We start from the raw sequence: 21,740 nt of genomic DNA on the forward strand, positions 1-21,740 counted from the left end.
TCCTGGCGTGCCTCACCGGCCACCGCGGTAACCAGCTCACCTTGGGGTGTGCGGCTACCCGAGCAGGCCGACGATCGCCTGATACGACGCCCAGACGCCGATGCCGCCGACCACGATCAGCGCCGCCGTCTCCCACCAGCGGTTGACGTAACGCCGCTGGAGGAACTTGCTACTCGTCGTCAGCACGATGATCGCGATGATGATGATCGGCGCGGCCACGGCCGCGAGCGAATTGACGATGATCGTGAGTTCCACGAAGGAGGGCATCACCGGAAGGGAAAAGGCAAGCGGCAGCACCAGGAGGAAAACTCCCTGTAGCCAACGAAACGTGGCCCGCTTCTCGAAATCCCTGGTGGCGACCGTCGTGGCCGTCGCGCCGCGTGGGGCGAAGGTGCTGGCGGCGCCGTCCATCAGGAGCTTGGTCTGTCCGTACGAATAGGACGGGAAGGTGGTGAAGGTGATGAAGAACAGACCGAGCCAGAACAGTACTTCGCCGAACTGTCCGATGGTGTTGCCCAGCAAGGCGGCAAGGTCGTTGACATCGTCCAGCACACTGCCGGAAACGTTCGTCTCCGCGGCGGTCACCCAGATCGCGAGGTTGATCACCAGGATCACGATCATGCCGACCAGCAGATCGACCAGCTGAACCTTGCGATGCCGAGGCGTGAGCCAGCCCTTGTCCTGGAGAAAGTAGTTGTACATCAGGTTGGTCGTGGAGCCACCGACCCCGCCGATGAGCGCGGCGACGATGAGCAGGCTCTCGAAACCACCGGTACTTTCCGGGACCTGAAAGGTCAGACCAGCCAGGAACGCGGCGGGATCGAAGCCCTGGATCAGCACGACCGTACCGAACGCGCCGAGCAGGATCACGGCGGCCACTCGGGCGATGAACTCGAACGTCGAATACTGCCTACGGACGAACAGCAGAATCAGGGTGATACCCACCAGCGCGGTCGCCGAGATGAACACGCCCCATTCGGTGTCGCCCGGGCGCCCGATGAGGTTGTAAAAGGCGGTACCGGCGCCCTTGATGATGTAGGTGGCATAACCGAACCCAATGGCGAAGGCACACAGCCCGATGAGCAGTGGCAGCGGTCGCCATAACCGGCGGAATCCTTCCATGATCGAGCTGCTTGAGTTGTTGTTGCACAGGATGTACTTCGCGATCGCGGAAACGAACACGTAGCGAGCGAGCAGGGAAAGGACGAGCGCCCACATCAACGCGTAGCCGTAATCCGCTCCCGATACCGAGGATGCGACGAGGTCACCGGCGCTCATCCAGGCCAATGCCATCACGATGCCAGGCCCAAGGGCGCGCAGATAGCCGGTTACGCCCTCAGGTACCGGGGCCACATTCGTTTTCGTTTCAGGGAATACCACGCTAGTTCACTACTCCTCATTGAGCATGCTCGCTGGGTTCCGCGGGACCTGAGTCGAAGTGTTAGCTCGCCGTGTTGGGGTAGGGGCGTGGACTGTCGCCGGCCAGCCGGGAGCGCAGGAACCCGGCCCAGGTCGAAACGTGCGCACGCATCGTGCGTTCGGCGAGGTCGGGATCTCCGTTGCTGATCGCCGCCGCGATCGCCAAGTGTTCCTCCGCGGCTTTGCGTGCCCAGGCGGGCGAGGCGTGTCCATAGGCCAACCGGCGGCATAGCCGCACCTGGTCGTGGATCGTCGAGAGTAGCTCGATGACTGTCGCATTGCGACTACCCTTGGCGATGGCGTTGTGGAAGTCGTTGCCGAGTTCGGAGGCTTCGGCCGGGTCCATCGTGATCGAACCGTCCACCAGTCCTTGGAACGACACGACGAAGTCCGCGAGGTAGGTCTCGTCGACTCGCTCGGCCGTCAGCCGTGCGGCCATTCCTTCCAACGCCTCGCGGGCCTGGTAGAGGCTCTGCATATTCTCCGCGCTGAACTGGCGGACATAGGCGCCACGCTGGGCGATGATGGAGACGAGGCCGTCTCGTTCGAGCTGCCGTAGTGCTTCGCGTACTGGAACGCGGCTGACGTCCAGCTCCTCGGCGATCGCGCGTTCCGGGATCGGGTCACCGGGTTCGTAGCTGCCACTCAGGATCCGAGCGCGTAGCTGCTGGCGAATCGTCTCGTACTTGCGCGTACCACCACCCTCGCCGGCGTTCTCCCTCGTTCCCATCAGAGACCTCCGTCGTGCGACTGGTGGTATACCAAGATGAACGTATGGTATACCGGTAAGTCGTTGCGTCAACCCTGAGAGCGCCGATGCCTCGGCGAGGGAGGGCGTACGAACGCGTCCGCCAGCGTTTCCGGGGTTCGCCGGCCAGTCACGGGCTGATCGTTCGGATGTGCGGCGCTGAGCAGTAATCCGTACCGGCTACCGGGGAGTGGAAACCATGGAGCATCTCGGCGATTACGACGTCATCGTGGCAGGCGCGGGAGTGACCGGAATCGTTGCCTCGGTCGCCGCGGCACGCGCGGGAGCCACCGTGCTGCTGGTGGAAAGCAGCGGGATTCTGGGCGGCCTGATCACCGGAGGTCGCCTCACCAAACCGACTGGCGTCGTGCAGCCAGGCGTGTACCTGGATCTCATTGAACGAGCGGCTGCTTACGGCGGCGCCGACCCGAATCTGCGGGAATCGCATTGGGGCGCCTATAGCGGGGTCTTCGACACCGAAGTGATGCAGCGGGTGATCATTGAAACGATCGAAGAAGCAGGTGTCGAAGTGCTGCTCTTCGCCCACGTGACCGCCGCGGTCCGCGGGGGCGATCGGGTTCGTGGGGTGGAACTGCACACCAAGGCCGGGCCGCAGCTGGCCACCGCCAGTACGGTGATCGACGCGAGCGGGGATGGCGATGTCGCCGCCCTGGCCGGGGTCGACTTCAGTTACGGGCGGCCAAGTGATGGCCATGTGCAACCCATGACCAGTTACTTTCGGATCTTGAATGTCCAGTTCGCCGAGCTGGCGAAAGACTGTCTGGAACATCCCGAGGACATCCGTGAGCTGGTGATTCCCGAGGGCGCCGGACAGGACAACGCAGATTACGTGCTGAAGTTCTACATGGCCGGATTCGAGCAGCGTATCGCCGATGCACGGCGGGAGGGATTCGAGTGGATCATCCCCAAGTCCCATCTGCATATGAAGGCGGGGCTGCTACCTGGAGAGCTCAACGTGAACGCGACGCGGGTACAGGGCAACGCCCTTGACCCACGTACCCGCACCAGCGCGGCGCTCGAGGTGCGCAAGCAGGCTTACTGCGCCTTTGATTTCCTGAAGCGCTACGTCCGCGGCGCGGAGTCGGCGATCTTTCTGGATGTCGCGCCGGTACTGGGGGTGCGGGAAACCCGACGCATGGTGGGTGACTACGTGCTGACCGAGGAGGATGTCCGGTCGCAAGCTCGGTTCGACGACGCGATCGGGTTGTCGAACGCCCCGCTTGACATTCATGAGCCGGGCGGTGAGGGCGGCGCGATGATCACCGTCAACGACGGTTACGGAGTTCCCTATCGCTGCCTGCTGCCACGCGGTGTCGAAGGTCTGCTGATCGCGGGTAGGTGTCTTTCGGTCGACTCCGGCGCGTTCGCATCGACGCGCAACACACCAGTCTGTGCCATTACCGCACAAGCGGCTGGGATCGCCGCCGCCGAATGTGCCAGCCGTCAGGTCACCCCTCGGGAACTGCCCGTGGACGCCGTACAGCGGCAGCTGACCGCGATAGGAGTGTCGCTGGGGAACTGACGTCGGAGCGACCAATAGGTGGTTGATCACAGTGACGCGGCGGCGCCAGCATCGTTGGGCAATCAGGAGACCCGATTGATTCCGTGGAGCGCCGATGACCGACCTCAGCCCGGATACGCCAGTCCTTGTCGGGGTCGGCCAGGCCTCGGAGCGCGTCGATGACGCGGGTTACCAGCGGCGTTCCGCGGTGGAACTAGCCGCCGCCGCGGCCCGCGCCGCATTGGCGGACGCGGATGCCGACGTCGGTGCCGGCGAACTGGCCACGGCGATCGACACCGTTGCCGGCGTGCGTCAGTTCGAGATATCCGCGCCGGGGATGCCGGCACTACTTGGCAAATCGGACAATTACCCACGGTCGGTTGCCAAGCGGCTCGGCGCCGAGCCACGCCGGGCGATCCTCGAGGTAGTTGGTGGTCAGGCACCGCAGCATCTGGTCACCGAGCTGGCCGGGACGATCGCGGCAGGTGCGGCCGAGGTCGCGCTCGTGTTCGGCGCGGAGGCAATCTCCACGGCTCGGCACCTGGCTACGGCGGCCGATCGTCCGGACTTCACCGAACACGTAGCCGGCGATCTGGAAGATCGTGGTTACGGTTTTCCAGGCGTGTACTCCAGCCAGTTCGCGACGCACGGCCTGCTCGAACCGGCCAGCCAGTACGCGCTGTGCGATAACGCGCGCCGCGCGCGACTGGGCATGTCCCGTGCGGACTACGCGCTGGCGATGGGCGAGTTGTTCGCCCCGTTCACGAAAGTTGCCTCGGCCAATCCGCATGCGGCCGCACCCGTCGAACGCGACACGCGCGAGCTGGCCACGCCTAGTGAGCGCAACCGGATGATCACTGACCCGTATACGCGGTTTCTGATATCGCGCGAGCAGGTGAACCAGGGAGCCGCTGCGCTACTGATGTCGGTCGGTGCGGCCAGGCGGCTCGGCGTGCCCACTGACAACTGGGTGTTCCTCCACGGCCATGCCGACGTGCACGAGCAGGAGCCGATTGACCGGGCAGACCTGTCCGCCGCGCCGGCCTCGGTGCTGGCGATCAAGCACGCGCTCGAGGTCGCGGGAATCGACCTCGACAAGGTGTCCGCACTGGACCTGTACAGCTGTTTCCCGATCGCCGTTTTCGCGATCTGCGACGGGCTAGGGCTTGCGCCGGATGATCCGCGCGGCCTCACGCTCACCGGCGGTCTGCCGTTCTTCGGCGGCGCTGGCAACAACTACTCGATGCATGCGATCGCCGAGGCCGCGGCCCGAGTGCGCGCCGAGCCAGGCAGTTATGCCCTGGTAGGCGCGAACGGCGGCGTGCTTGGCAAGTACTCCGCCGGGATCTATTCGACCACCCCGACGCCGTGGCGAGCCGATCGCAGCGATGAACTACAGGCCGAGGTCGACGCGTGGCCAGCGCCGGAGCAGGCGGAGGAAGCTGACGGCTGGGCACGGATCGAGACATATACCGTCAAGTACGCCAGGGATGGTCAGCACACCGGAATCGTGCTTGGCCGGTTGGAGCAGGACGACCGCAGGTTCGTCGCGCGGGCGGCCGACGACGACGCGGAAATGCTCGCCCTGCTCGCCGTGGATGAGCCGATTGGGCGCCGCGTGTACGTGCGCTCCTTCGGCTTCGGAAACCGTGTCACAACGGGAGAAGCGCGGATGGACGAGCTGTTTCCGGCACAGCCAGCGGGGTAGCGATGCCGATGTCGGTCCCGCTTCGTCGAGGAGGGAACGCGGCCGAGCTCTACTGGCCGGCGCGGTGTTCGCGTAGCTCGAAAGCCGCGGCGTACCGGGTGCCGAACATGCGGCCGGCCTGCCTGGCGTTGCCAAGTACATGGTCGACCGACCATTGCTCGCCGCCCAGGGCGGCCAGGTAAGCGCGATGTTCACGCAGCGCAGCCAGGCCACGGTCCATTGTGTCCGTTACGTCCACGGCGTGGTCTATTCGCGGTGAGTCCGCGATGCCGATCCACCGCAGTCGAGGGAACGAGTACTCGGCTACGCACCCCAGTACCGCTTGTCCCGCTCGCATGTGATCACTGGTGTTCGCGCCGCCATAGGCCCAGCGATCATGGTGGTTGAGCAGCACGATCAGCTCGGGCTCTCGTGGTCGGACGGCGTTGGCGATGGCCGTCCTGAGCTCCGCCGTGTCCTCAATGGCCGAGTCGGGAAAGCGCAGGAACTCCAGGTCCTCGACACCAACCTGGCGAGCGGCGGCGACCTCTTCCGCTTCCCGTAGCGCCCCGGCTGTTTCCGGTGCCGTGCCGTCGATGCCGGCCTCACCACTGGTGATGAGCACGTAGCTGAGTTGCTTTCCCTGCTGAACCCATAACGCGGCGGCTGCCGCGGGTCCGTACTCCATATCGTCCGGATGCGGCAGAACACAGACGGCCCTGGTCCATGATGTGGGGAACGGACGCAATGCTGGCATCGTCAGCTGCCACGTTTGCGGGTACTGACCGAGCGAGGAGGCTGCTCGCGCATATGGTCCCTAACCTTGGTCATCAGCTCGCCAAGCGCTACTTGGTCCTGTTTGGACAAGGGGGAGAATAGTTGCCCCTGCACGACGTCGATATGCCCCGGTAGGATCGCACTGACCCGCGTGAGCCCTGCTTCGGTGATCGCGACAAGGGTCGCGCGCTGGTCGTCCGGGCTTGGCTCACGGGCGATGAGTCCGGCCTTTTCCAGTAGCCCGGCCTGGTGGGTCAGGCCGCTACGGCTGTAGACCACGCCGTCGGCCAGCTCGGTCATGGTCAGCTGCCGGGTGGGTGCGGTTGCCAGCCTGGCGAGGAGCTGGAACTGCACGTAGCTGAGCTGACCCGCCTCGCGTACCTGCTGTTCGACGGCGTGATGCAGCATGCTCACGGACTCCATGAGCGCGAAATAGGTTTCCAGCTGCTCGGGCTCCAGCGCGTCGGCCATGTCTAAAGCTTCCTGTCCCGGTCGCGGGTTTAGCCGACGTTGTCCTGTGCTCGCAAAAACACGAACAGGTCGTCCCTGGCGCGGGCCACCCTCGAGCGGATCGTACCCACCGGACAGGCGCAGATCTCCGCCGCCTCGACGTAGCTGTAACCGAGTACCTGCGTCAGGATGAGCGCCTCTTTGCGCTCGGGCTCGATCTGGTCCAGTAGCAGCTGAGTGTCCACAGCGGCTTCGAAGTTGTGTCGCCCCGTCCTGGTTGCCGGTGCTTCCTCGGCCGCGGTTTCCCAGTCCTGGTCGCTCAGCTTGGGCCGGGCCGACTCGCGGCGAATACTGTCGACGACGACCCGGCGCGCGATCGACAACAACCAGGTGTGCGAGGACGAACGGCCACTGAACCGAGGAAGCGCGCTGACCGCGCGTAGATAGGTTTCCTGGGTCAGATCGTCCGCCGCGCTACGACCGTTCAGGTGCACGATGAAGCGCCACACGTCGCCCTGGGTTGCCTTCACCCAGCGCTCGAATGCGACTTGATCGCCACGAGCCGCGGCGAAGGCCAGCTGGGTAGCCAGCTCGTCGTCGCGATCGCCACCAACGCCCACGCCTAGGACTCTAGCCCAGGCCGGTTGGAACTTCGTAGCGCCGTCATGCGACAACTGATACGTGGATTGTTCAAGCTGGCGGGAGGCGCTCTCCGCGCGCCTGGATAACGAGGAGGGCCCGCTGTCGTCGCAGGCGGTGGACCAGCACCTGCGGACCTGTGCTTCGTGTCAGCTCTGGTGGCAGGAGGCCAACCGGCTGCGGCGCACCATGCGACTGGTGCCCGCTCCGCCAGTGCCCGATCTCAGCAGTCAGATTCTCGCCATCGCGCCACCGCCACGGCGGGAGCGCTGGGGGCTGCGGTTGACCCTCGCGGTGATCGCGCTGGTGCAGTGCGGCCTTGGATTCGCGCAGCTTTTCGGTATCAGCTCCGCGCACGGGACACACGCGGGGGTCAGCGCGCTGCATCTGAGCAACGAGAGTGCCGCATGGAATCTGGCCGTCGGGATCGGTCTGCTGGCGGCGGCGATGCGACCGAGGCTCGCCGCTGGTTTGGTGCCCGCATTGCTCGGGTTCACGGTCCTGCTTGGTTCGGTGTCCATCGTGGATCTTGTCGGCGACGCGGTCACCGTCGGTCGGGTCGTATCGCATACCGTGCTGCTTGCCGGGGTCGTGCTACTGATCTTGGTGCATCGTCAGCAGCGATCCACGCCCGGACCAAGCTCGACGCTCGGTTCCAAAATGGCGGACGACCGGTTTTCCCGCGGCGCACCGGAATCGGAATACTCCGACTACCCAGCACAACAGGATGACTCCGGTGCGTCCGCGATGGGGAGCAGCCCTGGCTGGACTCCGTTAAGCAATACGGGTTAAGCAATGCCCGCGGGGTTCTTCTTCTCGGTGATCGGTCGAGATCCGCAGCGGCCGAACGCCTGGAAAGCACTGATCTGGCTCGGCGCGCTGACGCTGACGGTCGGCCTCGCTGGTGCCGGATCTGGCCTGATCGTCGCTGGTGTCAGCTAACTGCTTCGCGGGTGCTCGTCACCCGTTAGGTGGCCGGTCGCGAACCCGCATTGCCGGCCGGCGCCGGGCGCGCTAGTCTCTGCGAACAAGAAACTAATCTGTTTTCAGAGATATAGGTAGGCCAGATGCCGCCGAAGTTCACCGAAGCCGAACGCGTGCGTATCACCGATGCGCTGCGTGCGGCCGGGTACGAGTTGTTCACCACCCAGGGAATCCGCAAGACCTCGATCGACGAGCTGGTCAGCAGCGCCGGCATCGCCAAGAGCAGCTTCTACGTCTTCTTCGAATCGAAGGAGCATCTGTATCTGGAGCTGATGATCCGGCAGGCACCGGAGATCGGTCGAAAACTGCTGCCAGCCGCGCAGGAGGCCCCGGACGCGCGTACCGGGTTGGTCAACCTGTTCACCAGGAGCTGGGAACTGACCGATGCCGATCCGCTGTACCGGCGGCTGATCAAACATCCGGAGGACCTGAAGCTGGTGCACCGTCGGGTCATGACCGACGAGGAGATCGCGCGAGTCCATCCGCACATCATGCGGCCGATGATCGAGTTCATCGAACACTGGCAGGACGAGGGTCAGCTGGTCGCGGCTGATCCTCGTGTCGTGCTCGGTGTCTTCCGAGCCGCCTCCCTGATTGCCCAGCATGCCGACGAGTTCGGCGAGCTGTACCCCCAGGTTGCCGAACTACTCAAGCATGCGGTCGCGGCCGGACTCACCGTGGCGCAGGCGGAGGGCGAGAACCAGTCATGAGCACGATGCGATCGACCACCGCGACCACATCATCGGTCCGGTCCAATGGGGACGTCATCGAGGTCTCGAACCTAACTTACCGCTATCCAGGTTCTGTTGAGCCCGCGGTACGCGGAATGGACTTTTCCGTGGGCAAGGGCGAGATCTTCGGGTTTCTCGGGCCGAGTGGAGCGGGCAAGTCGACTACCCAGAAGATCCTGATTGGACTGCTCGATGGCTATGGCGGTCAGGCGTCCGTATGGGGTTCCGGTCCGGGCGAGTTCGGGCAGGATTACTACCGCAAGATCGGGGTGTCCTTCGAGCTGCCGAACCACTACCTCAAGCTCTCCGCGCTGGAGAATCTGAATTTCTTCGCCTCGCTGTACGACGGCCCTGCCGTTGAACCGATGGAGCTACTGCGTGCGGTCGGCCTGGAAGACGACGCGCATACCAGGGTGGCGAAATTCTCCAAGGGAATGCAGATGCGACTGGTGTTCATCCGCGCCTTGCTGCACGGCCCCGAGTTGCTCTTTCTCGATGAACCAACCTCTGGTCTCGATCCCACCAACGCGCGCAAGGTCAAGGATCTTATCCTCGACCAGCGGGCGGCGGGACGAACGATATTTCTCACCACGCACGATATGGCCACCGCGGATGAGCTCTGCGATCGAGTGGCGTTCGTTGTGGATGGAACGATCTCCGCGCTGGATTCGCCCAAGGAACTCAAGGTCGCGCGCAGCCAACGCATGGTGCGTGCCGAGTACCGGGATGGTGGGGGATCGCTGCTTGGCAGTGACTTCCCGCTCGACGGGCTCGCGGACAATGCTGATTTCCTCGACGTGCTGCGTCGGCAGCGGTTGGAGACGCTGCACAGCAAGGAAGCCACTTTGGACGACGTCTTCGTCGAGACCACCGGCCGGAGTCTGCGATGAGCCGCCTCGGGATCGCGCTGCGCCTCGAGGTGACCCTGCAGTACCGGTACCGGTTTCTGCACGCGGGCATCTTCTCCGGTCTGATCTGGCTTGCTCTGCTGCTGCCGATGCCAGCCGATCTGCGCTCGGCGGCGGAGCCCTATGTGATCATCGGCGATCTGTCGATCATCGGGTTCTTCTTCATCGCCGGCGCGGTGTACTTCGACAAAGGCGAGCGGACCGTGCGTGCGCTGGTCGCTTCGCCGCTACGGTTCGGTGAGTACCTTGCCGCGAAGGTAGCGCTGCTGACGGCGCTATCGCTGCTGGTGGCGTTGGTGGTGGCCACCGTGACGCACGGACTCGACTATCACCTCGGGTACCTTGTGGCAGGCGTGCTCCTGGGTACCGTGGTGTTGCTGCTGGCCAGTTTTATCAGCGCGTTGCCGTTCAACTCGATCAGCGACTGGTTCCTGCCGTCGATGCTTCCCTTGACACTCCTGTTGGTTCCGCCCATTTTTCACTATGTCGAAGTCTGGCAGCCGGCGTGGATCTACCTGGTACCAACTTTGGGGCCGCTGAACTTTCTCGGTGCCGCCTTCGACCAGAAAACGCTTGCGGGCTGGGAGATCGCATACGGAATCGGGTATCCGATGGTGGTCGTCCTCGGCATGTACCTGGTTGCCAAGCGGATGTTTCGCAGGTACGTCGTGGCCAGGATGGGAGGAGCCTGATGGCGAGCGCACTGGCCGTGTTCGGTCGCAACGATCTACGGGGTATTCGCCGCGAGCCGTTGCTCATCGGGGTGCTGTGCGCGCCACTCGGGTGGATCGCGCTGCTGCGGCTTGGCGTACCGCCGGTCGAAGAGATGGTGCAGGAGCGCTACGGCGTCGATCTGGTTCCGTACTATCCGGTGATCCTCACCGCCTTTCTGCTACTCACCAGTCCAGTGGTCATCGGCGGCCTGGCCGCGTTGCTGATTCTCGATGAGCGGGATGGCCGAACATTGTCGGCCTTGCGGGTCTCGCCGGTTTCGCTCGGTCGTTTCGCGAGCTATCGCGCCGGGATGGCCATGGTGATCACCGTGCTCTACACGGTTGGCACCATGTACGGCAGCGGTATGCTGCCGGCGGACCAGCTTGCCGGACTGAGCGTGGTCGGCATCAGCAACGGCTGGTGCGCCGTGCTGTTCGCGCTGTTGATCGTGTCCATCGCGAGCAACAAGGTCGAAGGACTGGCGGTACTGCGCGGTTTCGCGATCGTGCTCGCCGGGTTACCGCTCGTGGCCTACTTCGTGCCGGCCCATTACGATCTCTTCTTTGGTGTTATCCCCACCTACTGGCCAGCGAAGGCGTACTGGTTGGTCGCCGAAGGCGGGCCGTGGTGGTGGTACGTCATTGCCGGACTGGCGTACAACGGTGTGCTTGCCATCCCGCTGTACCGCAGATTCCGGCGCGGCGTGTGACCGACCAACGGCGTCGCCGCGAAACACCGACGGATCCCTCAGCCGGAATACCCGGACGAGTCTTCGGGTTGTGCCGTTCCGTAACGACGGCAGACGGACGGAGCAATGAATGTCCTTCGTGATGACGGCCGATGAGCGGGAATCGTTTCTCGCCGGGGTGCATATCGGTGTGCTGGCTATCGAGCGGGATGACCGAGCGCCGCTGGCTGTCCCGGTGTGGTACGGCTACGAGGCGGGTGGCGAGCTGGTCATCTGGATGCATCGCGATTCGGTCAAGGACAGGGCTATCCGCAAGGCGGGGCGACTGAGCTTCGTAGTGCAGTCGGAGACGCCGCCGTACAAGTACGTGACCGTCGAGGGTCCGGTCATCGCCAACGATGAGCCGCCGACTCGTGAGCAAGCGCTCGTGATCACCCGTCGCTACCTACCAGAGGAAGCCGCTGTCTCCTATGTGGACAATGGGCTGGATGCCGCGTCGGTCCTGGTCCGGATCCGCCCGGAGAAGTGGCTGAGCAACGATCAGAGCAAGTCGTGAACAGGCTGCGTGGTCCACTCAGGTACCGGTGTTGCGCCCAACCAGGTGAAAGACTCGGCTGAGTTGGCGGTAGGGGTCTCGTTTGCTTGCTCCGAGTTCCACTTTCGCCGCCGCCGCGGCCTGCGTCCTGTCCTCGGGATCCAGCGCGGTGCCACCGAACTCGAGCAAGTCAACGAACAGCCATACCCCGTACCAGTCCACCGGCTGGACACCGCGAGCACGGATGAGTTCGCTGATCTCCTCGACCGTATCGGCGCGCCCTGGCAGGCCAAGCACGCCAATCTCGGTTCGTGAATCGAACGATGCCAGTGCGTCCGTCCAGCGTCGCTCCAGCGCTGGGCGGATCGCTGAGGCGTGGGCATTGCCCGTCATGATCGACAGGAGTCCGCCGTCGTCGGTACACCGGCAGAGTTGATCGATCAGCGGTTCTGGCTGGGTCAGATAGCCAAGCACCCCATGACAGAGCACGGCTCCAAAGCGCTGGCCGTGCGTGGCCTCAGTGGCGTGCTCGCCGTCGGCGTGTACCAAGGTAATTCGTGGCGTGGCGCTCTCGGGCAGTTCCCGCAGCCGGTGGCTTGCCTTGTCCAGCATGGTCTTGGACGGGTCGAGCAGTGTCACCTCGTAGCCGGCCATGGCGAGTGGGAACGACTGATGGCCCGCGCCGCCACCGACGTCGAGCACGCGCAGCGGGGGCGGCGGTAGGTGGTCGAGCAGGTGGTGATGGAGCACATAGGTCCGTACGTACCCCTTCACCGAGGTATAGGCATCCGTGAACTGGTCGGCCACCCTGGCGAAGGCATCGTCATCCATCACGCCACCATAGGTCGGATGACCGCGAAGCGGGCTCGTTGCGCGGCGCTCAGGCGCGCCGAAACACCGCACGCCACCGCTCGGCGCCAGGCTGGTCAGGTACCGCGAATCGCGCGATGTCGATACCGCGCAGCCCGTCGGCCGCGAACGAGTCCACCTCGGCACGGCTCAGTGGCCATGGCGGACCGGCCGGATCGGTGCCCTCCGGGCGAGCTCCGGCGATCACCAGCAGCTCGCCGCCGGGCGCGACCAACCGTCGTATACCGCCGATCGCGGTGGCGCGCAGGGAAAGCGGCATGGACTGCACGGTGATCGACTCGACCACGAGACCGAACGCGGCCGTCCACTCGGCGGGTGGGTCGAGGATATCCGCTACGACATAGTCCACTGTAGAGTCTGGAAAACGCTTGCGTGCGCCCTCGATAGCGGTCGGGGAGATATCGAAGGCGACCGTGCGAAACCCACTGGACGCGACGTATTCGGCGTCCCGGCCGAATCCGCAACCAATGACCAGCGCTCGCTGATCCGCATCGGGTTGGATGTCGTTCTGTTCGACCCAGTCCACCAGCAGTGGATTGGGTGCGGCGCTGTCCCATGGCACGATCGAGTCGCCCTTCGCGGCTTCTCGGTACAGCCGTTCGAACCAGCCGGTCGGGTCGTCGTTCGCGAGTGCTTCGGCGGCAAGCCGACTGGCATCGGCATCACGATCAGTGGGCATGAAGCGAGTCTGACAGTTCTCGCCCCGTCATGCTCGTATTGTCGTACCAAACGGATGGAGGATTTCATGGCCGAATTGACCGCCAAGGCCTTTGTCGAATCGCTGCGCGCTCAGCAGTCCGCCGCTGAACGCGCGAAGATCGAGCGGTACTTCAAGGGCGATGACGGTTCAGTGGTGATCGGGGTGCGGATGAAGCACGTCTTTGATACGGCCAAGGCTTGTCAGGCAATGCCGTTGGACGAAGTAGAAGCACTGCTGGAGAGTCCGTACTACGAGGCGCGGCTGGGTGCCGTGAGTATCCTCGATTTCCAGGTTCGGCGCAAGACGATCACCGAGATGGATCGGCGGGCGCGCTACGAGCTGTACCTGCGCCGGCACGATCGGATCAACAACTGGGACCTGGTCGATCGCGCCGCACCGCGCGTCATCGGGTGGTACCTGCTCGACAAACCCCGGCGTCCGCTGTTCGAGTTGGCCGAGTCCAGCAGCATCTGGGAACGACGTACGGCGATCACCGCGTCGTTCTGGCTGATCCGGCAGGGTGATATCGACGACGCGCTGGCTCTTGCTGACAAGCTGCTTGCCGACCCCGAGGAGTTGATCAACAAGTCGGTGGGTACCGCGCTCCGGGAGATAGGCAAGATCGACCCCGCGCGGCTGGTCGCATTCCTCCACGAGCATGCCGCGCGAATTCCTCGAGTGACGCTGCGCTACGCGATCGAGCGGTTTTCCCCGGCGGAACGGTCCGCATTGCTCGGCCGATAAGCCGCGTCATTCCGCGGGTTTGGCGCCGGAATTTTTTGCTGCTTCAGCAAGGAATTTTGCCGTGTCGTCGCTGGCGCGCGCATGGTGGATCGCGGAGGTGGTCTCGATGACCGAAATGCTGGACAACCGTTATGACGTAGTGGTGATCGGCGGTGGCGCCGCTGGTCTGAATGGTGCGCTGATGTTGGCGCGGGCCCGACGTTCCGTGCTGGTGTTGGATTCGGGAACGCCGCGGAACGCGCCGGCGGATGGCGTGCACGGGTTGCTCGGTGTGGAGGGGACGCCGCCGAGGGTGTTACTCGAGCGGGGGCAAAGCGAGGTGCGGCAGTACGGCGGGCGGGTGGTCAACACCGTGGTCGACGCCGTTCGGCGCGGTGCCGACGGGGTGTTCGAGGTACCCCTTGCGGATGGTCGGGTGGTCGGCGCGCGTCGCCTGTTGGTGACCAGTGGCGTGATCGACGAGCTACCGGACATTCCCGGGCTGCGCGAGCGGTGGGGCCGTGATGTGGTGCATTGCCCGTATTGCCACGGCTGGGAGGTGCGTGACCTGGCGATCGGAGTACTCGCCAACGGGCCGCTCGCGGTGCACCAGGCGCTGTTGTTTCGCCAGTGGAGCCAGAACATCGTGTTCTTCGCCCGAGGCGCGGTGTTGACCGACGAGCAGGCGGAGCAGTTCGCCGCGCGGGGGATCGACGTCGTGAGCGACGAGGTGGCTGCCGTGGAGGTCATCGACGACAGGTTGGCCGGAGTGCGGCTGGCGGATGGCACGGTTGTCGAGCGAGCGGTGCTCGCGGTGGGCTCCCGCACCGTGGCGCGGGCGGATTTCCTGACCGGCTTGGGATTGCGGGCCGAGGAACATCCGTCCGGGGTCGGCGACTACATCCGGACCGACGAAGCTGGCCGTACCGACGTGCCGGGAGTGTGGGCGGCTGGCAATCTCACCAATCCGGTCGCGCAGGTCGGCGCGGCAGCGGTGGCGGGTGCCGTCGCGGCGGCACAGATCAACCTCGACCTACTGCATGAGGACACCCAGATCGCGGTCACTGGCTATCGTGCTCGGCTCGCGGTTCAGCGCTGAGCCGCACGATCCTGCTGGCGCAGCCGGCGTTTGAGGATCTTGCCGCTGGCGTTGAGCGGCATTTCCGGTACGACCTCCAGGTGTTCTGGCACCTTGTACGCGGCCAGCCGTTCCCGGCAGTGCCGTCGCAGTTCGTCGGGATCGAGTGTGGCGTCGTCCGCGGTCAGGTACGCGACGACGATCTCGCCCCAGTGCGGGTCAGGTCGGCCGATCACCGCGACCTGGGCAACGCCGGGAAAGCTCGCCAGCACCGTCTCGATCTCGACCGGGTAGATGTTCTCGCCGCCTCGGATGATCATGTCCGTACGCCGGCCAGCGAGGTAGAGGTATCCCTCATCGTCCATTCTGGCCAGATCGCCGCCCCAGAACCATCCGTCCCGCAACGCGCGAGCAGTTTGTTCCGGCATGCCGAGATAGCCACTCATCACCGGATCACTACGTGTGATCACTTCGCCAGTGACTCCACGGGCTACCTCGGCACCCGTCTCGTCGACGATCTTCAGATCTACCCCAAAGGCTGGTTTTCCGAGCGAGCCCAGTAGGTGTGGCGCTTCCCGGAGGGCGCGCCGATGGTCCGCTGAGGAAAGTACACTTTGCAGTCCACCCTCGGTTGCCGCACCGAACGCGTTGATGAAGCCACAGTCGAACCGTTCCATAGCTTCGGATAACAGCGAAGGCGACATCGGCGAACCACCGTAGATGATGGACCGCAGCGCGGTGTAGTCGCCGTTGGTCACGTCCGGGTGGTCGAGCAGTGTGCTGATCATCGTGGGCACTAGGAAGCAGCCCGTCAGCCGCCCGCCCTGCATCCACCGAAGCACCTCGTCCGGCTGAAACTGCGGCAGAATCAACGTCGGGAACCCACGCCAGACATGCATGAAGATCATGCCCTGCCCGGCAATGTGAAACGTCGGGGACGCGGTGTAGCGGAACTCGTCCGGCATGATCTCGTAGTCGATCGACATGTTCACGATCAGCGACTTGATCATCCGCTGTGGCTGCTGCACGCCTTTCGGCAGACCGGTCGTCCCGCTCGTGAACGCGAGCCCAAGAATGTCGTCGGGCTCGACGAGTACCTGTGGTTCGATATCGCTACCCTCGGCGACCAACTCCTCGAAGGCGCCGATCCCGTCGCGACCGCCGTCGAAGCAGCGGGTCAACCGCACCGAGGGCGTACGTGGCGTCAACGCGCGGGCGGAGTCCACGTAGCGATCACTCACGAACAGCGCTTTCGGCTCGGCGCGGTCCAGCAGCGTATGCACCTCGGACTCGGTCAGCCGGTTGTTCAGCGGCACATAGGTGGCGCCGAGTTTCATGCAGCTCAGTAGCAGCTCGGCATAGCCACCGCAGTCAGTCGCGAGGATCGCGACTCGGTCACCCTTACCGATCCCGTGCGCGCGCAGCGCGTCGGCAAGCCGGTTCACCCGGCTGTTGGTCGCGGCGAAACTCTGTTCGCTCCCGTCGGCGAATACGAAACACGGTCGATCGGGGTAGCGCTGGGCGCTGAGACGCAGATAATCCCCGACCTGAGTATGCGGCGCGAACCAAGTTGAGGTAGATGTCACATTCACATCATTTGGCCCAACTTCCCGCGATGTCAAGGGGTAGCGTCGGTCGTGCGCGGCGCTGGTCGGTGGTCCATTCTTGGGTGGTGGCAGACTCGGATGGCGCAAGTGGCGACACGGCGAGAAATGTAGGTCCAGTTGGCTAAGCAGGCGAATGGCCGCCCACAACCCGGCGTCATCACGAGCGGGAGCGCGGCGCAGCAGGCACGGCGGTCCACCGGGCCCATCACGGGCAGGGGGCAGGCGCGCAGGGCCGCGTTGTTGAAGGCCGCCCGCAGCGTGTTCGAACGCATGGGGTTCCTGGACGCCCGAGTCGCGGACATCGTTGCCGAAGCGCGGGTAGCCCAGGGCACCTTCTACACCTATTTCGACTCCAAGGACGCCATCTTCCGCGAGGTCGTCGGCGAAGCAATCGACGAGATGCTGGAAGCATTGCGGATACCGGTGCGCGCCACCGACCCGTATGCCCGGGTTTACGAGGCGCTGCGGCGGTATGTGGACACCTATCGGGAGCATGCGCGGATCATCGGTCTGATGGAACAGACCGCTACCGTGACCGACGAGCTGCGGGAACTTCGCCTCCAGCTGCGCGATGGCTTCGTGGAGCGCTCGGAGCGCGGGTTTCGCCGGATGCGCGACGAGGGCTTGGTGCCCCATGACATCGACCTCAAACTCACCGCCGAGTTGCTCGGCGCCATGGTGGACCAGACCTGTCATCTGTGGTTTACGCTGGGCAAGGAGTTCGACGAGGCCAAGCTGATGGCCGCGCTCACCGATACCTGGGTAGGCGCGCTCCGTATCGACCTTGGCGCGGCGTCGACGAAACGCCCCGCATCCGGCGCCGCCCGTGCCCGCAGGAAGCCCAACCCGCGTCCGTAGCCGCGCGCCTTCCGGCTCGTCCGCGAAATCGCAAGATCCCTAAAGAAACGCGGTTCTGTCTTGGCGCAGGGTAACCGGCGTCACAGTGTGCGCCTAGCCGGCAAGACGAGCGAAACAGGCGAGTCGACAAGAACTCAGACTTGACGTTGAGGTCACCTTCGCATCAGCATCGTGGTCAGCAACGGCGCTCTCCGGCCGAAACCCCCGACCCGGTGGCGCCACGGTTACGGAGGCGTCATGGAGTTCGTCTTCAGCCAGGAACAGCAGGAACTACGCGAAGCCGTTCGGCGAATGCTGACCGAGTTGGCTCCTATCGCACGCAACCGGGCGCTCGCCGAGACCGGTGAGCGGTACGACGCGCGTTGCTACCGCGCGATGGCCGAGCAAATCGGCGTGCAGGGACTGGCGCTGCCGGAGAACCTCGGCGGCGGTGGCGGTTCGCTGATCGATCTTGCCCTGGTCTGCGAAGAGCAGGGCGCCGTGCTGCTCGGCGGGCCGTTTTTCGGCACGGTGGTGCTCGCCGCCCAAGCGCTGCTCGTATGCCAAGACGACCCGTTGAGCCAGGAACTCCTAGCGGCCATCGGCGAAGGTGAGCGCACCGCCGCGCTGGCCGTGCTGGAGGCTGACGGGCGCTGGGATCTCGCGAGTCTCACGACCCACGCGGAGCGGGTTCGGGGTGGGTACCTGTTGCGCGGCACCAAAGAGCTGGTTCTGGATGGTGCGGACGCTGATGAACTTCTGGTCGTGGCGCGTACCGACGCGGCGGCGGCGTTATTCCGGCTACCCCCCGGCGAGCACGGGGTACATCGGGAACGGCTGGACGTACTCGACGCGACGAGGCCACTCGCTCGGCTGCGGCTCGATGGCGCACCGGCGCAGCTGATCGGCACCGCGGACGCCGGCGAGCAGGTGTTACGCCACGTTCATCGTGCGGGAACGACGATGCTCGCCGCCGAACAGGTCGGCGCGTCCCGTCAGTGCGTCGAGTTGACCACGCGGTACGCGCGGGAGCGGAAACAGTTCGGCCGACCGATCGGCGCCTTCCAAGCCGTCAAGCACCGCCTCGCGGACATGGCAAGCAGACTCGAACTTGCCAGCGCCGCCGCGTACTGGGCGGCCTGGCGGTGTGCCGGAGCCACCTCGCTCGCCGGGTTCACCTCGACTGATGCCGCTGACCCGATGGTTGGGGCGACCGCCGACCACGCCATCGACGAAGCCGTCGCGGTGGCCGGCGCGTACTGCGGGGACGCGTTCCTGCGCACCGCCTCGGACACCATCCAACTGCACGGCGGTATCGGCTTCACCTGGGAGCATGACGCGCATCTGTTCTTGCGCCGCGCCAGGGCCGATCGCAACGTGCTCGGGTCACCGCGTCAGCACTGGGTGCGGCTGGGCGAGTTGATCGGCGCGGAAGGGGGCTCGCGATGACCGTCGAGGAGCGCGACGACCATGTTTCCGCCACGGTGCGCGAACTGCGGCACTGGTTGGCTGGCAACCTACCGGAAGATTGGCAACAGGCTGTTCGGGCAGGCGACGGGGAAGCACTGGCCGCGATTACCGCTGATCCCGCTCGGCTGTCGGCGTGGTTCGAGACGCTGGGTGCGGCTGGCTGGGCTACGCCCCAGTGGCCAAGCACCTGGGGCGGCTTCGACTGCGGCACCGATGTGGCCGCGGCCATCCGCGACGAACTCGACCACTGGGCGGCGGGACGGCCGATGGCGGACTTCGTCGGACTCACGCTCGGCGGCCCGACGATTCTGGAATGGGGCAGCGAAGCACAGAAGCAGCGCTACCTGCCACCGCTCGCGAGGGGGCAGGAACGGTGGTGCCAGCTCTTCAGCGAGCCAGGAGCTGGCTCGGACCTTGCCGCTCTGTCCACAGATGCCACCAGAAAGGCCAACGGCGACTGGGTCGTCACAGGGCAGAAGGTGTGGAGTTCCTTCGCGCACGAGTCCCAGTTCGGGTTGCTGATGGCCCGCACCGATTCATCCGCGCCCAAACACCACGGGATCACGTACTTCCTGCTCGATATGCACAGCAGGGGAGTGCGACCACGTCCACTGCGGCAGCTGACTGGCGAGGCCGAGTTCAACGAAGTCTTTCTGGACGAGGTTCAGGTCCCGGACAGTGCCCGGCTCGGTCCGGTCAACGAAGGTTGGCGGGTCGCGCTCACCACGCTCATGGCCGAGCGCAGCGGATTGTCCGGCCGGCCGGTCGTCGGACCGGGGGCGACCGACCAGTTGGCCCGGCGGGCCAGGCAAACCGGCGCCTGGGAATCTCCGGTGCTGCGGGAAAAGATCCTGGAACTCGCGGTGCGGGAACGGGCCCTGCAGATGGCGACGGTTCGGGCATTCGTTCAAGCGAGCAGCCGGCAACCCGGCGCCGAAGGCTCGATTCGCAAACTCGTCCACGGTGAGCTCACCGAGGAGATCGGTCTGCTGGGTACCGAACTGGAACCGCTCGGCGCCATCGCCTGGACTCCGGGCGCACGACAACCGGAGGCGACGAGCCGGTTCCTGGCCGGCAAAACGTACTGCATCGCGGGCGGTACCTCGGAAATCCAACGCAACATCATCGGCGAGCGAGTTCTCGGGCTGCCCAAGGACGCCGACCCGGAACGGGACAGGCCGTTCGCCGACCGCGAGCGAGGTTGAGCGAGCAACGGAATCACGAAACGCGGTCGCCGGAACCGACGTAGGGAAGGGAATCGCATGCTGACCGGAGAACAGTACAAACAATCGTTGCTCGACGGGCGGAACGTGTACTTCGAAGGGCGTCGCGTCGAGAACCAAGCCGAGGAGCCAGCGCATGTCGCGCCACTCGAGGCGGTCGCGGCTGGCTACGACAAGTACTACTCCGCGGATGAGGACGCGGTGAACCCGATGCTCACCGCACCACGCAGCCCCGAGGAGTTGCGTGACCGGATACCCAGCCTGATGGAGCTGGATCTCGCACTGAACGTGACCTACCAGTCGCTGATGACACTGATCGTCGCGCGCAACCGGCTGACCGTGGACTCCGGCGAGTTCGGACAGCGGATCACGAACTATGTGGCGCAAGCGCATCGCCGGGATATCCGGGTGGTGGAATGTATCACCGACGCCAAGGGAAATCGTAGCCTCGCGCCGTCCGCGCAGGATGATCCGGACGCCTATGTACGGGTCGTCGACCGCACACCCGAAGGCGTAGTAATCCGTGGGGCGAAGTTGCACATCAGTGCGGCCTCCCTGGCACACGACATGCTGGTGATGCCGACGAAACGGATGAAACCAGGGGAGGAGCAGTATTCGATCGCCTGTGCTGTTCCGGTGAACGCGCCAGGTGTCAAGATCGTCAACACCACCTTCGACCCGGCCCATCGGGAACGTCGTGACTATCCGATCAGCAGCCGGCTGAGCATGCCGGACAGTTTCGTGATCCTGGAAGATGTCTTCGTGCCGCACGAGCGCGTCTTTCTGGACGGCCAAGCCGACCAGGCGGCGGTGTTCGCGCATTCGCTTGGTTTATGGGAGCGGCTGGGCGGAACGTCGTTCATGGTGCAACAGGCCGATGAGCTCGTTGGGCTGGCCGTGCTGATCGCGGAGGCCAATGGCCTGCAGAAGGTGGCCCACGTCCGGGAAAAGATCGACGAGATGATGATTCACGCGACGACGTTGCGTGCGGGCTTGGAGGCGGCGCTGCTGCACGCGCACGCGACCTCGGACGGCTACTACTACCCGGACGAGCTGTACACCAACGCCACGAAGTATCAGGGCGCAACCAGATTCAACGAGATGGTGCGACATCTGCATGACATCGCCGGTGGCTCGGTGCTCACCGCTCCTTCGATGGCTGACTTCGACAATCCGGAGACAGGCAAGGCCGTGGAGAAGTACATGTCCACGTCTTCATCGATCAGCGGCGAGTATCGGGCAAGGCTGTTCCACGCGATCCGTGATCTCACCGCGGATGCTTTTGGTGGCTGGCATGCCGTGACAAATCTGCAATCCGGCGGTGGACTGTATGCCCAGCGACTGGTGACTCGAAAGCACTACGACGTGGCACGGGCCAAGGCATACGCCATGGACGTCGCCGGTATCAGCGAAGCCGACCGGTGACCGTA

The 21,740-nt window shown here is 64.8% G+C and carries 23 protein-coding genes; 15 read left to right on the plus strand and 8 right to left on the minus strand.

Features of this window, described 5'->3' with window-relative positions:
• Positions 1-54: 54 nt before the first annotated feature.
• Positions 55-1,353 (minus strand): Nramp family divalent metal transporter, encoded by a 1,299-nt coding sequence (locus tag EV191_RS18020; protein WP_132878268.1) that lies wholly within the window; start codon positions 1,351-1,353, stop codon positions 55-57.
• Between the two features lie 88 nt (positions 1,354-1,441).
• Positions 1,442-2,149, minus strand: a complete 708-nt coding sequence (locus EV191_RS18025) for a GntR family transcriptional regulator (protein WP_132878269.1) — start codon at positions 2,147-2,149, stop codon at positions 1,442-1,444.
• A gap of 217 nt (positions 2,150-2,366) precedes the next feature.
• On the opposite strand from EV191_RS18025, the gene EV191_RS18030 reads away from it, so the two are divergent.
• Both EV191_RS18030 and EV191_RS18035 read left to right on the plus strand, forming a co-directional pair.
• Complete coding sequence (locus EV191_RS18030; protein ID WP_132878270.1) at positions 2,367-3,710, plus strand: FAD-dependent oxidoreductase; 1,344 nt, start codon at positions 2,367-2,369, stop codon at positions 3,708-3,710.
• 94 nt (positions 3,711-3,804) lie between these two features.
• A complete protein-coding gene (locus tag EV191_RS18035; protein ID WP_132878271.1) occupies positions 3,805-5,397 on the plus strand; it encodes an acetyl-CoA acetyltransferase in 1,593 nt (530 codons plus the stop codon).
• A 49-nt stretch (positions 5,398-5,446) separates the two neighbouring features.
• Here the strand turns inward: EV191_RS18035 and EV191_RS18040 are convergent, their stop codons facing one another.
• Genes EV191_RS18040 through EV191_RS18050 form a run of 3 tightly spaced genes read right to left on the minus strand, consistent with a single transcriptional unit; the run spans position 5,447 to position 7,223 of the window.
• Positions 5,447-6,133, minus strand: a complete 687-nt coding sequence (locus tag EV191_RS18040) for a PIG-L deacetylase family protein (RefSeq protein WP_132878272.1) — start codon at positions 6,131-6,133, stop codon at positions 5,447-5,449.
• A gap of 2 nt (positions 6,134-6,135) precedes the next feature.
• Positions 6,136-6,624 carry a MarR family winged helix-turn-helix transcriptional regulator gene (locus EV191_RS18045; RefSeq protein ID WP_132878273.1) on the minus strand — a complete coding sequence of 163 codons (489 nt, stop codon included), beginning with the start codon at positions 6,622-6,624 and terminating at the stop codon, positions 6,136-6,138.
• 29 nt (positions 6,625-6,653) lie between these two features.
• The gene (locus EV191_RS18050) at positions 6,654-7,223 is read right to left on the minus strand and encodes a sigma-70 family RNA polymerase sigma factor (RefSeq protein WP_132878274.1); all 570 of its coding nucleotides are present in this window, start codon (positions 7,221-7,223) and stop codon (positions 6,654-6,656) included.
• 61 nt (positions 7,224-7,284) lie between these two features.
• On the opposite strand from EV191_RS18050, the gene EV191_RS18055 reads away from it, so the two are divergent.
• From EV191_RS18055 to EV191_RS18080, 7 genes are all read left to right on the plus strand, one after another.
• Positions 7,285-8,034: a zf-HC2 domain-containing protein gene (locus tag EV191_RS18055; protein WP_132878275.1), complete on the plus strand. Its 750-nt coding sequence runs from the start codon at positions 7,285-7,287 to the stop codon at positions 8,032-8,034.
• Positions 8,035-8,037: 3 nt separating this feature from the next.
• The gene (locus EV191_RS30120) at positions 8,038-8,184 is read left to right on the plus strand and encodes a hypothetical protein (protein WP_165912999.1); all 147 of its coding nucleotides are present in this window, start codon (positions 8,038-8,040) and stop codon (positions 8,182-8,184) included.
• Between the two features lie 125 nt (positions 8,185-8,309).
• A complete protein-coding gene (locus EV191_RS18060) occupies positions 8,310-8,936 on the plus strand; it encodes a TetR/AcrR family transcriptional regulator (RefSeq protein ID WP_132878276.1) in 627 nt (208 codons plus the stop codon).
• A gap of 116 nt (positions 8,937-9,052) precedes the next feature.
• On the plus strand, positions 9,053-9,847 hold the full coding sequence (locus EV191_RS18065) for an ABC transporter ATP-binding protein (protein WP_243659042.1): 795 nt from the start codon (positions 9,053-9,055) through the stop codon (positions 9,845-9,847).
• Complete coding sequence (locus tag EV191_RS18070) at positions 9,844-10,557, plus strand: fluoroquinolone export ABC transporter permease subunit (RefSeq protein ID WP_132878277.1); 714 nt, start codon at positions 9,844-9,846, stop codon at positions 10,555-10,557. The genes EV191_RS18065 and EV191_RS18070 overlap by 4 nt, the downstream gene beginning before the upstream one ends.
• Positions 10,557-11,288 (plus strand): ABC transporter permease, encoded by a 732-nt coding sequence (locus EV191_RS18075; protein ID WP_132878278.1) that lies wholly within the window; start codon positions 10,557-10,559, stop codon positions 11,286-11,288. The genes EV191_RS18070 and EV191_RS18075 overlap by 1 nt, the downstream gene beginning before the upstream one ends.
• A gap of 109 nt (positions 11,289-11,397) precedes the next feature.
• Entirely contained in the window at positions 11,398-11,823 is a 426-nt protein-coding gene (locus EV191_RS18080; RefSeq protein ID WP_243659043.1) for a pyridoxamine 5'-phosphate oxidase family protein, read from the plus strand.
• Positions 11,824-11,841: 18 nt separating this feature from the next.
• On the opposite strand, the gene EV191_RS18085 is transcribed toward EV191_RS18080, so the two are convergent.
• Positions 11,842-12,633 carry a class I SAM-dependent methyltransferase gene (locus EV191_RS18085; RefSeq protein ID WP_132878279.1) on the minus strand — a complete coding sequence of 264 codons (792 nt, stop codon included), beginning with the start codon at positions 12,631-12,633 and terminating at the stop codon, positions 11,842-11,844.
• A gap of 49 nt (positions 12,634-12,682) precedes the next feature.
• Positions 12,683-13,351, minus strand: coding sequence for a class I SAM-dependent methyltransferase (locus tag EV191_RS18090; RefSeq protein WP_132878280.1), 669 nt, complete (start codon positions 13,349-13,351; stop codon positions 12,683-12,685).
• A 66-nt stretch (positions 13,352-13,417) separates the two neighbouring features.
• Between EV191_RS18090 and EV191_RS18095 the strand changes: the two genes are divergently transcribed.
• Positions 13,418-14,116 carry a DNA alkylation repair protein gene (locus tag EV191_RS18095; RefSeq protein ID WP_132878281.1) on the plus strand — a complete coding sequence of 233 codons (699 nt, stop codon included), beginning with the start codon at positions 13,418-13,420 and terminating at the stop codon, positions 14,114-14,116.
• A gap of 61 nt (positions 14,117-14,177) precedes the next feature.
• Positions 14,178-15,194, plus strand: coding sequence for an NAD(P)/FAD-dependent oxidoreductase (locus EV191_RS18100; protein ID WP_341539622.1), 1,017 nt, complete (start codon positions 14,178-14,180; stop codon positions 15,192-15,194).
• On the opposite strand, the gene EV191_RS18105 is transcribed toward EV191_RS18100, so the two are convergent.
• Positions 15,185-16,759, minus strand: a complete 1,575-nt coding sequence (locus EV191_RS18105) for a class I adenylate-forming enzyme family protein (RefSeq protein ID WP_165913000.1) — start codon at positions 16,757-16,759, stop codon at positions 15,185-15,187. The two genes, EV191_RS18100 and EV191_RS18105, sit on opposite strands and share 10 nt — an antisense overlap.
• Positions 16,760-16,897: 138 nt before the next feature.
• Between EV191_RS18105 and EV191_RS30125 the strand changes: the two genes are divergently transcribed.
• From EV191_RS30125 to EV191_RS18120, 4 genes are all read left to right on the plus strand, one after another.
• Positions 16,898-17,638, plus strand: a complete 741-nt coding sequence (locus EV191_RS30125; protein ID WP_207894573.1) for a TetR/AcrR family transcriptional regulator — start codon at positions 16,898-16,900, stop codon at positions 17,636-17,638.
• A 237-nt stretch (positions 17,639-17,875) separates the two neighbouring features.
• Positions 17,876-19,066, plus strand: a complete 1,191-nt coding sequence (locus tag EV191_RS18110; RefSeq protein WP_132878283.1) for an acyl-CoA dehydrogenase family protein — start codon at positions 17,876-17,878, stop codon at positions 19,064-19,066.
• Complete coding sequence (locus EV191_RS18115; RefSeq protein WP_132878284.1) at positions 19,063-20,292, plus strand: acyl-CoA dehydrogenase family protein; 1,230 nt, start codon at positions 19,063-19,065, stop codon at positions 20,290-20,292. The genes EV191_RS18110 and EV191_RS18115 overlap by 4 nt, the downstream gene beginning before the upstream one ends.
• Positions 20,293-20,349: 57 nt before the next feature.
• A complete protein-coding gene (locus tag EV191_RS18120) occupies positions 20,350-21,735 on the plus strand; it encodes a 4-hydroxyphenylacetate 3-hydroxylase N-terminal domain-containing protein (protein WP_132878285.1) in 1,386 nt (461 codons plus the stop codon).
• Positions 21,736-21,740 lie beyond the last annotated feature (5 nt).

Origin of the sequence: Tamaricihabitans halophyticus (genome assembly GCF_004340875.1) — a bacterium.
Lineage (GTDB): Bacteria > Actinomycetota > Actinomycetes > Mycobacteriales > Pseudonocardiaceae > Tamaricihabitans > Tamaricihabitans halophyticus.